At 46.7% G+C, this 12941-nt stretch carries 12 protein-coding genes and 1 rRNA gene; all 13 read left to right on the forward strand.

What is annotated here, in order from left to right; all coding sequences use genetic code 11:
• The first annotated feature begins 3 nt into the window (after nucleotides 1-3).
• The 13 genes from NST40_RS00370 (at nucleotide 4) to NST40_RS00430 (ending at nucleotide 12866) form a co-directional block, all read left to right on the forward strand.
• The gene (locus NST40_RS00370; RefSeq protein ID WP_081390648.1) at nucleotides 4-948 is read left to right on the forward strand and encodes a peptidylprolyl isomerase; all 945 of its coding nucleotides are present in this window, start codon (nucleotides 4-6) and stop codon (nucleotides 946-948) included.
• Between the two features lie 141 nt (nucleotides 949-1089).
• On the forward strand, nucleotides 1090-2028 hold the full coding sequence (gene cysK, locus NST40_RS00375; protein ID WP_036678737.1) for a cysteine synthase A: 939 nt from the start codon (nucleotides 1090-1092) through the stop codon (nucleotides 2026-2028).
• A gap of 338 nt (nucleotides 2029-2366) precedes the next feature.
• Entirely contained in the window at nucleotides 2367-3980 is a 1614-nt protein-coding gene (locus tag NST40_RS00380) for an anthranilate synthase component I family protein (RefSeq protein WP_076130081.1), read from the forward strand.
• Nucleotides 3977-4558 carry an aminodeoxychorismate/anthranilate synthase component II gene (gene pabA, locus NST40_RS00385; protein ID WP_036678733.1) on the forward strand — a complete coding sequence of 194 codons (582 nt, stop codon included), beginning with the start codon at nucleotides 3977-3979 and terminating at the stop codon, nucleotides 4556-4558. Before NST40_RS00380 ends, pabA begins: the two co-directional genes overlap by 4 nt.
• Entirely contained in the window at nucleotides 4555-5436 is an 882-nt protein-coding gene (locus tag NST40_RS00390) for an aminotransferase class IV (protein ID WP_342410309.1), read from the forward strand. Before pabA ends, NST40_RS00390 begins: the two co-directional genes overlap by 4 nt.
• Nucleotides 5433-6290, forward strand: a complete 858-nt coding sequence (gene folP, locus NST40_RS00395) for a dihydropteroate synthase (RefSeq protein WP_342410310.1) — start codon at nucleotides 5433-5435, stop codon at nucleotides 6288-6290. Before NST40_RS00390 ends, folP begins: the two co-directional genes overlap by 4 nt.
• Nucleotides 6291-6320: 30 nt before the next feature.
• Nucleotides 6321-6683 carry a dihydroneopterin aldolase gene (folB, locus tag NST40_RS00400; protein WP_036678726.1) on the forward strand — a complete coding sequence of 121 codons (363 nt, stop codon included), beginning with the start codon at nucleotides 6321-6323 and terminating at the stop codon, nucleotides 6681-6683.
• 11 nt (nucleotides 6684-6694) lie between these two features.
• The gene (gene folK / locus NST40_RS00405) at nucleotides 6695-7246 is read left to right on the forward strand and encodes a 2-amino-4-hydroxy-6-hydroxymethyldihydropteridine diphosphokinase (RefSeq protein ID WP_036678725.1); all 552 of its coding nucleotides are present in this window, start codon (nucleotides 6695-6697) and stop codon (nucleotides 7244-7246) included.
• Entirely contained in the window at nucleotides 7198-7407 is a 210-nt protein-coding gene (locus NST40_RS00410; protein ID WP_076099929.1) for a helix-turn-helix transcriptional regulator, read from the forward strand. Before folK ends, NST40_RS00410 begins: the two co-directional genes overlap by 49 nt.
• Nucleotides 7408-7440: 33 nt before the next feature.
• On the forward strand, nucleotides 7441-8457 hold the full coding sequence (dusB, locus tag NST40_RS00415) for a tRNA dihydrouridine synthase DusB (RefSeq protein ID WP_076130084.1): 1017 nt from the start codon (nucleotides 7441-7443) through the stop codon (nucleotides 8455-8457).
• Between the two features lie 201 nt (nucleotides 8458-8658).
• Nucleotides 8659-9138, forward strand: coding sequence for a transcription elongation factor GreA (gene greA, locus NST40_RS00420; RefSeq protein WP_036678719.1), 480 nt, complete (start codon nucleotides 8659-8661; stop codon nucleotides 9136-9138).
• A 247-nt stretch (nucleotides 9139-9385) separates the two neighbouring features.
• Nucleotides 9386-10903 (forward strand): lysine--tRNA ligase, encoded by a 1518-nt coding sequence (gene lysS, locus NST40_RS00425; RefSeq protein WP_076277918.1) that lies wholly within the window; start codon nucleotides 9386-9388, stop codon nucleotides 10901-10903.
• Nucleotides 10904-11308: 405 nt separating this feature from the next.
• Nucleotides 11309-12866, forward strand: a 16S ribosomal RNA gene (locus tag NST40_RS00430).
• Nucleotides 12867-12941: the final 75 nt, after the last annotated feature.

Genomic DNA, 12941 nt, shown 5'->3' on the forward strand with positions numbered 1-12941 from the left:
GGGATGATGACGAGACAGGAACGTGCACTTCGCAATACGGTTATTATTCTAGCTGTTGCAACTTTAATGCTCGGGGGTCTATTATTCTGGAGTTTGCGCGCCATGGCCCTTCTTAAAGGAGATACAACAGACAATGAATCACCGGATGTAGCGACTGCAGGCGGACAACCGATAACGGATCAGCAGTGGATGGATGAGCTCAAAAAAAAGCATGGAGAAGAAGTGTTAATCAGTATGCTTAACCATATTGTCGTGAACATGGAAGCTAAGGCATTAGGAATTACCGTGACAGACGATGAGGTTAAGCAGGAACTGGCACGCACTATAGTTGGGTACGAATCAGAAGCGCAATATTATGCTCAAATGCAATCTCAGCTCGGATTATCTCGTCAGGAAGTGTTCGCAGAGACAGCTTATCGTCTGTCCTTACAAGCGATAGCCACGGTGGGCATTACAATCAGTGATGCCGATATAGATGCTTATTTAGAGCAAAATGCCGAGCGCTTCATTCCAAAAAAGGAAATGCAGCTTTCTATGATCAAGGTCTCATCCTATGAGGAAGGCCAGCAGGTAATGGATCGCTTGGAACAGGGTGAGGATTTCGCTGATTTGGCTAGGGAAGTGTCTATTGATGATGAGAGTCGGCAGCACGGAGGCAGCTTAGGTAAAGTAGAGGAAGACGACCCTTTTTGGCCAGAGGGAATGTTAAAGACTGCCGCTGGATTGGATGTGGGTGATATAGCCGGTCCGATCGAGACAGGGGAAGACTTCGCCATTATCCGCTTGGAGAGTATTCACTCTCCAGAAATGCCGGATCAGAAAGAAATTCGGGCGCTTGTACGTCAAGAGCTGGCTTTGGAGCAAGCCCCTCCCTTGCAGCAGGTGGAAAGCGATTTACGCAATAAATATGAGGTATCAATAAATATTGACAACAGCCTGCAAGATTGATAATATGATATTAACGTAAACCCTACCGTTTTAGTCGGAAATAACTGACGGTGGTCAACAATTTAAACTCCATACACAGAAGCATAAAGTCATAATTTACGTTCTTATATCGCATTTATCATTCTAAGGAGGTTTTTGCTCATGGCTAAAGTCGTTAACAACGTAACAGAATTGATCGGAGGTACTCCGCTCGTTCGTTTGAATCGTCTGGCACAGGAAGGCTCCGCAGATATTTATTTGAAATTGGAATATCAGAACCCGGGATCAAGCGTAAAAGACCGGATTGCAATCAGCATCGTGGAAGAAGCTGAGCGTGAAGGTCTACTGAAACCGGGAGGTACGATTGTAGAAGCTACTAGTGGTAACACTGGTATCGGCCTGGCACTTGTAGCTGCTGCTAAAGGTTATAAAGCAGTTATCGTAATGCCGGAAACAATGAGCTTGGAGCGCCGTAATCTCCTTCGCGCATATGGAGCGGAATTGGTGCTGACCCCAGGATCGGAAGGTATGAATGGTGCGGTTAAGAAAGCAGACGAAATTCTGAAAGAAAACCCAAGCTATTTCCCATCCGAGCAATTCAAGAATAAAGCGAACGTGAAGATTCACCGTGAGACTACTGGACCTGAAATTATTGACGCTATTGAATCCATCGGCGGTCCTTTGGATGCTTTTATTGCAGGTATCGGAACAGGCGGAACGATCACTGGTGCGGGTGAAGTGCTGAAAAGCCAATATCCTGATATTAAGATCTATGCTGTAGAACCTGCTGCTTCCCCAATCTTGGCTGGAGGCAAACCAGGCCCTCACAAAATCCAGGGTATCGGAGCTAACTTCATCCCTGAGATTTTGAACCAAGATATCTATGATGAAATCATCCACGTTGAGAATGATGAAGCTTTCGAAACTGCACGTCGTGTAGCTAAAGAAGAAGGCGTCTTGTCTGGTATTTCTTCAGGTGCTGCTGTATTTGCCGCTCTTAAAGTAGCTAAAGATTTAGGCCCTGGCAAAAAAGTAGTAGTCATTATCCCAAGTAACGGCGAACGTTACCTGAGCACACCACTTTACAATTTCGAAGCGTAATTGTTTGCAATAACGTAAATCTATAAGAGTCTTCATACCACTTTTTTGGTGGTGATGGAGACTCTTTTCGTTGATTTAAAAGGCATTTGGTACTTTGCATATATGGCAGGCTAGACGTGGTAATTTTATTATTGTTGAAAAAAGCTCTGGTTTTTGCAGAAAACGAAAAAATCATAATAATTTCCTATCGCTGAGGGCTTTTCAATAATGCCTTAAGTACAGTATACTGACAGGCAATATACTACTGACGATTGGACAAAACTAAGCAAATGCTTACGAAGCGAGTTTTGTCTCGATGATTAAACTGTAAGATGATGCTAGACAAAACTTTTAGGAGGATGGCTTTGGAAATCATAACAACCTGGAACGAGTGGGAACAATGGGCTGCTGAAGACTGGAGCATGTTTCCCTTGATTATAAAATCCCCCCGGTGCACCAACGAATTACCCGCGTCCTGGGAGAAAGCCTGGGAGTTAGCTTCCCAGTATTCTGTAGTTTTAGAAAGTGGTAAGGGTGGCCGTTATACGTACTTGGGCTTAAATCCTGTTTCGATATTGAAAGGCAAGGAGGATAACGCGGAAGTATTTAGCTTCCCTACTGAATCTTTGGAATCAGCATCAGTGAACGAGGAGAGGACACCTGAGGCAACAACACTGCATGGACAACCGCTGGAGCTACTGCAGCAATGGATGTCGGATTTTACGTCGCCTAAGTTAAAGGATGAAGATGTTCCTCCTTTCTCTGGTGGATGTATTGGATTCCTTGGTTATGATGTGGTTCGTTCTTTGGAACGGTTGCCTTCTTTTGCCCAAGATGATCCTGGTTTTCCTGATTATCTTTTTATGAGGTTTGACGAGATATGGATTTATGATCACGAAGAGCATGTGCTGTATTGTGCTGTCCACGTTCCAGTTCCAGCAGACTGTGGGCTGGAGGATCTGCAAAATCTCTATCTTGGCAGTATAGAACAGGCTGGACAAATGGTAGAGCAGTGGCAGCTGATATCTTCAGCTGCAGGATTGGATGATGAGGCTGTGGGCAGCATTGAGGCCCTTACAGTTTCATCAGGAGAGTGGCCGGGCATGGCCTCGGCTTTTTCGCCTGAGAAGTTTCAGCAGGCAGTGGTGGACGTTCAGGAATACATCCGCCAAGGCGATGTCTTCCAAGTGAACCTCTCGCTGCGCCAGGAGGCGCAGCTGAAGTCCTCGCCGGAGGATGTTTACGAGTGGCTGCGCAAGCTCAACCCGTCCCCGTACATGGGGCTCTTGCGGTCGCCCGGCTTCGCGCTGTCCAGCGCTTCACCGGAGCTGCTCGTCAAGCTGCACGGGGACAAAGTGAGCGCCCGGCCCATCGCCGGCACCCGGCGCCGGGGACTCACTCCCGCGGAGGATGCCGCCATGGAGGCGGAGCTTCGCGGGAGCGAAAAAGAGATCGCCGAGCATATTATGCTTGTCGATCTGGAACGCAACGACATCGGACGTGTCGCTGCATACGGTTCCGTCAGCGTGCCGGAGCTGATGACGGTGGAGCGCTACTCTCATGTGATGCATCTCGTTTCGCAGGTAGAGGGCCAGATTGCGCCGGATAAAGACGCTTATGCGGTTATCGCAGCTTTATTCCCGGGGGGAACCATCACGGGGGCTCCCAAGGTAAGGACAATGGAGATTATCGAAGAACTGGAGCCGGTTCGACGTGGACCCTATACAGGTTCGATGGGTTTTATTGACTATAACGGCAATATGGAATTAAATATTATTATAAGAACGCTGGCTGTAAAAGACGGGGTCGGATATATTCAGACAGGTGCCGGCATAGTGATCGATTCCGATCCCTACCGTGAATACCGTGAATGCCATAATAAAGCCAAAGCGGTAGTGAAGGCAGTACTCTGTAGTGAACTGCAGCAGGAACTGCCAGCTACCAGCGGAGCCGAAGGGGGAGTAGCACTGTGATCTTGGTCATCGATAATTATGATTCCTTTACGTATAACCTCGTACAGTATTTAGGTGAGCTTGGAGAAGAGGTTAAAGTGCACCGCAACGATGAAATTACTATCGAAGAGATTGAAAAGCTGGCCCCTGACCATATTCTAATTTCACCAGGCCCATGTACGCCAAATGAAGCGGGAATTAGTCTGGAATTGTTGCATCATTTCAAGGGGATCATTCCGATCTTCGGCGTATGCCTTGGACATCAAGCGATTGGACAAGCATTTGGTGGCAATGTCATCCGTGCTGAGCGTTTGATGCATGGGAAGACATCGCCTATTTACCATAACGGGACCTCAGTTTTTGAAGGTCTGGAGTCTCCATTTACAGCTACCCGATATCATTCACTGATTGTAGAGCGGGAGAGTCTCCCAGATTGCTTGGAGATTACGGCTGAGACTGAAGAGGGGGAGATTATGGCATTGCGCCATAAAGAATATCCTATTGAAGGTGTGCAGTTCCACCCGGAATCTATTATTACGGATCATGGTCATACGATGCTGCGTAATTTCTTGAAACGGAGAGCCGGAGAAACGGCATGAAATATATAGGATTTAACAATGGTGTCATTGACGCCCGAGAAGCCGTGGTTTCTGCCTTGGATCACGGCTTTTTGTACGGCATTGGCTTGTTCGAAACCTTTCGGACCTATGGGGGAGTTCCCTTTTTGCTGGAGCGTCATTTGAAGCGTATGGCAGAGGGGTGCAAGGAACTGGGCATTCCATTTGAGGCAGAAGCGGCACATCTACTTGACTGGATTAAGCGCGTGATGGACAAAAATGAATTAAAAGAAGCTTATATACGCTATACCGTAACAGCCGGTGAGGATATTCTCGGATTACCTGCTGGTGATTATCAAAAGCCCAATCATTTGTTGTACATCAAAGCGCTGCCGAAAGTACCAGATAAGCTTTACAGTGAAGGCAAAGAGCTGCAGCTGTTGTCCTTGCGCCGTAATACTCCTGAGGGAACAGTGCGACTCAAGTCGCTGCATTATATGAATAACATTCTGGCTAAGCGTGAGCTTAGAGGGTATGCTTCTGCGGCAAATGGTGCTGAAGGACTAATGCTGTCGGCAGAAGAATTTATTGCGGAGGGCATTGTCAGCAACATCTTTTTTATTAAAAACAACAGGCTCTATACCCCAGATCTCACCACAGGCATTCTTCCGGGAATTACCCGGGAAATGGTGCTGGAGCTGGCTCTTAGTGCAGGCCTTAGTGTTGAAGAAGGAACATATCACTGGGAGCAGTTGAAAGCTGCTGATGAAGTGTTTCTTACCAATTCCGTACAAGAAATTGTTCCTGTTACCGGGGTGTGGCACGGAGATGCAAGATTTACTATAGGTACTGGCCAGTGTGGAACAATTACTGCTGGCTTGATTTCATTATATAGAGATAGGACGGCGATTGCGAAATGAGACCAGTCCTCTTTAAGCGGACATACCGTTGTGGAAATACAGACTTGGAGTTAGGAAATCGAACATTGATTATGGGCATCCTTAATGTTACCCCTGATTCTTTTTCAGATGGAGGACTTTGGGATCATCCGGACAAAGCCGTTGAGCATGCGCTGCGTATGGCTGCAGAGGGTGCTGATATTATTGATATCGGCGGTGAATCTACTCGTCCTGGTCATCAACCGGTGGGACTTGAAGAGGAGTTAGCCCGTGTATTGCCTGTGATTGAGAGTATTCATAAGGCGGCACCTCATCTTCCGTTATCCATCGATACCTATAAAGCTGAGGTAGCCCGCCAAGCTTTAGCTGCGGGTGCTCATATCATTAATGACATATGGGGTTGTAAGGCCGATCCGGAAATGGCGGCAGTGGCCGCTGCTGCTGACTGTCCTATTATTTTGATGCATAACCGGCAGGACCGTAATTATACGAATCTGAGTGCGGATATGTCGGCTGATCTTAAGGAAAGTATTGATCTTGCGTTAGCCGCAGGTGTTAAGCCGGCCAATATTATATTGGATCCAGGTATCGGCTTTGCTAAGGATTATAATGAAAACCTGCAGGCAATGATGCTTTTAGACGGGTTGACTGAGTTAGGCTATCCGTTGTTACTGGCGACATCCCGCAAAAAATTCATCCGCACGGTACTTGATTTGCCGTCTGATGATGTTGTGGAAGGCACCGCAGCTACAGTAGCTTTTGGCATTGCTCAGGGTTGCCAGATCGTCCGTGTACATGATGTATCTCTAATTAATCGAACGGTTAAGATGTGTGATGCGATGTTGTATGCTGCACCTCCAGTGGTGTGTGAATAGCTATATTTTACGAAAAAGGGCGGATTAATCATGGATAAAATGACAATGCATCGCATGGAATATTACGGATACCACGGTGTATTTGAGGAAGAGCGTAAGCTGGGACAACGTTTTTACATTGATTTAGAGCTAGAGCTTGATTTGCAGGGTGCGGGCTTGAATGATGATTTGAGTCAAACTGTGAATTATGCTGAAGTTCATGAATTAGTCAAAAACATTGTCGAAATAAAGTCTTTTAAGTTGATCGAAGCTTTGGCAGAATATATTGCATCCTCCGTACTGGACACTTATACTGTTATCAATGCAGTAACGGTTAAGGTAACTAAACCTCATCCGCCTTTCGACATTCATTTTCAGGGAGTGACTGTAGAGCTGCGCAGAACTAGAAAGTGAGAACAAGGTCCATGAATATACATTCCACCTCTGAAGAATCAGAGGCTTATATTGCTTTAGGGGCTAATTTGGGTGACCGCGAGGGCACACTGTCAGAGGCTTTGAACAGACTGGACGCTCATGATGAAATATCGGTGGTCCGCTGCTCCAAAGTTTACGAGACAGAGCCAGTAGGTTATTTAGATCAGCCGCAGTTTCTCAATATGGCAGCAGCTTTGCGAACGACACTTGCGCCCGAGTCCTTGCTGGAAGTGATGTTGGGGATTGAAACGCAGCTGGGTCGTATCCGGGATATCCGCTATGGACCGAGAACGGTAGATTTGGATTTGTTGTGGGTTGAGGGTCAGGTACTCGATACACCACATTTAACGTTACCGCATCCACGCATGTTAGAGCGTGCTTTTGTATTGTTTCCGCTCAGTGACATCGTTCCACAGAATGAACAATCTTCCGGACTTCGCAAGCTGATTACAGCAGCGCTTCAAGACATAGACGGGAAGGAAGGAATTCGGTTGTGGACAACAAGCGTTTGGGACGGAGGGTCAGGGCATTCCGTAAGCTAAAAGGGTATACTCAACAGGATCTTGCGGATCTTGCCGGAATTTCCTTGGCTGTGCTTGGTGCAGTCGAGAGGGGTAACAGACGATTAGAAGATCAAATTTTAGATAAAATTGCGAATGTTCTAGGGGTTACAACAGAAGAGCTTGTGGATCCCAACTCATAATTTCCAAGAATTAAAAGGCAGGAAGTGATACGAATGCTGAAGATTGGCGATATTGAGATGAAAAATCAGGTTGTTCTGGCACCTATGGCTGGCGTGTGCAATCCGGCTTTTCGTCTGATCGCTAAGGAATTTGGTACAGGTCTGGTCTGTGCGGAAATGGTAAGCGATAAGGCCATTATTCACGGAAATACACGTACTCGCGAAATGTTGTTTGTAGATGAACGGGAGAAACCGCTTAGTTTGCAGATTTTTGGCGGGGATAGAGCGTCACTGGTGCAAGCAGCTAAAGTCGTTGATAAAGAAACCAATGCTGATATTATCGATATCAATATGGGATGCCCAGTGCCAAAAGTGACTAAATGTGATGCGGGAGCCCGCTGGCTTTTGAATCCCGACAAAATCTATGAAATGGTCTCTGCGGTTGTCGATGTTGTCGATAAACCGGTAACCGTGAAAATGCGGATTGGCTGGGACAGTGAGCATATTTTTGTCGAAGATAATGCGCGTGCGGTTGAACGTGCCGGGGGTAAGGCTGTCAGCGTACACGGTCGTACCCGGGAGCAGCTTTACACAGGCCATGCGGACTGGAACTACATCAAGATGGCAAAAGAAGCAGTTTCCATTCCCGTTATCGGCAACGGAGATGTTAATACACCTGAAGATGCTCGGGCTATGTTGGATCAGACTGGCTGCGATGGTGTAATGATCGGGCGTGGAGCACTCGGTAATCCTTGGATGTTGTATCGTACCATTCAATATTTGAGCACCGGCGAGCTTATGCCTGAACCTGGCTTGGATGAGAAGATTAAGGTTGCTATTCTTCATATGGATCGTCTGGTAGCTCTTAAGGGAGAAGCTGTAGCTGTCCGTGAGATGCGTAAGCATATGGCTTGGTACTTAAAAGGCTTGAAGGCTGCCGCTAGAGTGAAGGATGTTCTTATGACAGAAACAAAACGCGATGGAATGGTGAGGATATTGAATGATTTTGTCGTTCAATTAAAGCATGAAGAAGAGAGCAAGGGCATTGAAATGTCTTCTTCTGCTGTATAATCGCCTTTTTTCTGCTGATATTTGAACACATCTGACTTTATATGTGGTGTCATTGACATTTTGTAGCGGTTCCAATATAATTTCACAGTATAAAATCGCCGTTACAGTAAGAGCAATGCAGCAGGGAGGGTTCTTATCCTTCTAGATTAGCATATAGTATGGTGTTTTCAATAATTGTATACGACAGGAGAATCGGTTGAGATGAGCGATAAAGAAGTCATCCTTACGCCGGACGGGCTAAAACGTCTGGAAGATGAGCTGGAGACCCTCAAATCCGTAAAACGCCGTGAGGTTGCTGAACGGATTAAGGTAGCGATTGGCTACGGAGATATCAGTGAGAACTCGGAGTATGAAGACGCGAAGAATGAGCAAGCTTTTATCGAAGGACGCGTTCTCACTTTGGAGAAGATGCTTCGCAACGCGCGTATCATCAATAGCGACGAGATCGTTACTGACGTAGTAAGTATTGGTGTTACTGTAAGTGTCGAGGATTTGGAATATGGGGACACTATGGAGTATACGATCGTAGGTACAGCAGAATCTGATCCACTGAATAACAAGATTTCCAACGAAAGTCCGGTAGGCAAAGCTATTATCGGAAAAAAAATAGGTACGGTAGTTGATGTTTCTACACCTGCAGGAGTTATTCAATATAAAATTCTCGATATCAGAATGAAGTAATATACAGACCTTAATGTCTGTAAATAGATGTGCTGCCATATGTATTAGTCATTTCACTGTACATAGGTAGATAAGGGAACATGTTTGGGAAAGCTTCCTTAGGGAAGCTTTTTTCAAATCATCCAGAAACGATAGGTAAACAAACTGCTTATATTTTGAGCTGGAACGGGACTGTCCTCTAACTATGGAGACGGAGCCGTTTCTTCTTGTGTATATGATATTACTGAGTTATAAGGGGATGAATCGCATGACCGAGGAAATGAACAATGTGGACAATGCAGAGAACGAACTTAGTGAGCTTTTGCAGATCCGCCGTGCCAAACTGGACGAGCTAAGAGGGCTTGGTATTGATCCTTTTGGCAAAAAATACGAGCGCACAGCTAACGCTGGCGATATCGTAGCTAAGTATGATGGACTTTCCAAAGAGGAATTGGACGAGCTTTCTGTTGAAGTGAGCATTGCTGGGCGTATTATGGCAAAACGCGTTATGGGTAAAGCCAGCTTTGCACATATCCAGGACCTTAGCGGAAGAATTCAGCTTTATGTTCGTCAAGACAGCATTCCTGAAACTCAATACACGGCGTTTAATGTTCTCGATCTGGGAGATATTATCGGCGTTCGTGGAACAGTATTCAAAACCAAAACAGGCGAGACCTCCATCAAAGTGCATAATCTTGAAGTCTTGTCCAAATCCCTGCTGCCACTTCCTGAAAAATATCATGGTCTTAAAGATGTAGAACTGCGTTATCGCCAGCGCTATGTTGATTTGATTATTAATCCGGAAGTTCAACAGACCTTTATTGCCCGTTCAAGAATTATTCAATCGATGCGTCGCTATTTGGATTCACTTGGTTATCTTGAAGTTGAAACACCTACACTTCATACGATCGCCGGCGGAGCAGCTGCGCGTCCGTTTATTACTTACCACAACACACTTGAAATGCAGCTGTATATGAGGATTGCTATCGAGCTTCACTTGAAACGCCTTATCGTTGGCGGTTTGGAAAAAGTGTACGAAATCGGTCGTGTCTATCGTAACGAGGGAATGTCGACTCGTCATAATCCAGAGTTCACTATGATTGAGTTGTACGAAGCATATGCCGACTACAAGGACATCATGAATCTCACGGAGAATATGATTGCACATATTGCCCAAGAGGTATTAGGTACACAACTGCTGGATTACCAAGGCAAAGAGGTAAATCTGTCTCCAGGATGGCGTCGTGTAACTATGGTTGATGCTGTTAAAGAAGTAACCGGTGTTGATTTCAGCGTTCACATGACAGATGACGAAGCACAAGCTTTGGCAAAAGAACATCGTGTGCCTGTTGAGAAACATATGACGTTCGGTCATATCCTTAACGCTTTCTTCGAGCAATTTGTAGAGGAAACTCTAATTCAGCCAACCTTTGTAATGGGACACCCTGTTGAGATTTCACCACTTGCGAAGAAAAACGATGAGGATCCACGCTTTACCGATCGTTTTGAGCTGTTTATTGTGGGTCGTGAGCACGCTAATGCATTTAGTGAATTGAATGATCCGATTGACCAACGTCAACGCTTTGAGGCACAGATCCAGGAGAAAGAGCAAGGTAATGACGAAGCTCATGAGATGGATGATGATTTCATCCGCGCCCTGGAATATGGTATGCCACCTACTGGCGGACTGGGAATCGGCGTAGACCGTTTGATCATGCTGCTTACCAATTCTGCATCGATTCGCGATGTATTGCTGTTTCCACATATGCGTAACCGTACTGAATAGTATCTATAGAACACGGGGCTTAAGGGAGCTGTCTAAGGGCAGTTCTCTCAGCTACTGTTGATTAGAAGCAGTGCTTTCACTTCATCGCTCCTATAGAATGTAGAGATTTAATATTAGTTTCAAAAAACTCTTGCAATGCATCTTCATACATGATATATTCTAAGTCCGGCCAAGAAGTACACATGCCGAGCTCGAAAAAGAAGTTAAAAAAAGAGCTTGACATTAAATAGCCGAACATGATATAGTATAAGAGTTGCTGCTGAGACATTAAACGGCGCCAACGAGAACTTGATCTTTGAAAACTGAACAACGAGTGAGTAGGAAATCACGTAAGTGAAATCCAAAATTAGAGAATTAATTTTCTCGTCAGATGTTTCAAAATGAGCATATCGCTCTTTTCAATACTAATTGGAGAGTTTGATCCTGGCTCAGGACGAACGCTGGCGGCGTGCCTAATACATGCAAGTCGAGCGGAGTCATTTTGAAAGCTTGCTTTCAAAATGACTTAGCGGCGGACGGGTGAGTAACACGTAGGCAACCTGCCCTTCAGACTGGGATAACTACCGGAAACGGTAGCTAATACCGGATAATTTCTTTTTTCTCCTGAGAGAAGAATGAAAGACGGAGCAATCTGTCACTGAGGGATGGGCCTGCGGCGCATTAGCTAGTTGGTGGGGTAACGGCCCACCAAGGCGACGATGCGTAGCCGACCTGAGAGGGTGAACGGCCACACTGGGACTGAGACACGGCCCAGACTCCTACGGGAGGCAGCAGTAGGGAATCTTCCGCAATGGGCGAAAGCCTGACGGAGCAACGCCGCGTGAGTGATGAAGGTTTTCGGATCGTAAAGCTCTGTTGCCAGGGAAGAACGTCCGGTAGAGTAACTGCTACCGGAGTGACGGTACCTGAGAAGAAAGCCCCGGCTAACTACGTGCCAGCAGCCGCGGTAATACGTAGGGGGCAAGCGTTGTCCGGAATTATTGGGCGTAAAGCGCGCGCAGGCGGCTATTTAAGTCTGGTGTTTAAACCTTGGGCTCAACCTGAGGTCGCACTGGAAACTGGGTGGCTTGAGTACAGAAGAGGAAAGTGGAATTCCACGTGTAGCGGTGAAATGCGTAGATATGTGGAGGAACACCAGTGGCGAAGGCGACTTTCTGGGCTGTAACTGACGCTGAGGCGCGAAAGCGTGGGGAGCAAACAGGATTAGATACCCTGGTAGTCCACGCCGTAAACGATGAGTGCTAGGTGTTAGGGGTTTCGATACCCTTGGTGCCGAAGTTAACACAGTAAGCACTCCGCCTGGGGAGTACGGTCGCAAGACTGAAACTCAAAGGAATTGACGGGGACCCGCACAAGCAGTGGAGTATGTGGTTTAATTCGAAGCAACGCGAAGAACCTTACCAGGTCTTGACATCCCTCTGAATCTGCTAGAGATAGCAGCGGCCTTCGGGACAGAGGAGACAGGTGGTGCATGGTTGTCGTCAGCTCGTGTCGTGAGATGTTGGGTTAAGTCCCGCAACGAGCGCAACCCTTAACTTTAGTTGCCAGCAGGTAATGCTGGGCACTCTAGAGTGACTGCCGGTGACAAACCGGAGGAAGGTGGGGATGACGTCAAATCATCATGCCCCTTATGACCTGGGCTACACACGTACTACAATGGCCGGTACAACGGGAAGCGAAGCCGCGAGGTGGAGCCAATCCCATCAAAGCCGGTCTCAGTTCGGATTGCAGGCTGCAACTCGCCTGCATGAAGTCGGAATTGCTAGTAATCGCGGATCAGCATGCCGCGGTGAATACGTTCCCGGGTCTTGTACACACCGCCCGTCACACCACGAGAGTTTACAACACCCGAAGTCGGTGGGGTAACCCGCAAGGGAGCCAGCCGCCGAAGGTGGGGTAGATGATTGGGGTGAAGTCGTAACAAGGTAGCCGTATCGGAAGGTGCGGCTGGATCACCTCCTTTCTATGGAGAATCGTTCTCTGCAATGAGGACATTCAAATCGGAAGCTAAGCTTCCAAAACTCAGGTTTAGGCCTGT

It is taken from the genome of Paenibacillus sp. FSL R10-2778, assembly GCF_038593035.1.
Lineage (GTDB): Bacteria > Bacillota > Bacilli > Paenibacillales > Paenibacillaceae > Paenibacillus_AQ > Paenibacillus_AQ odorifer.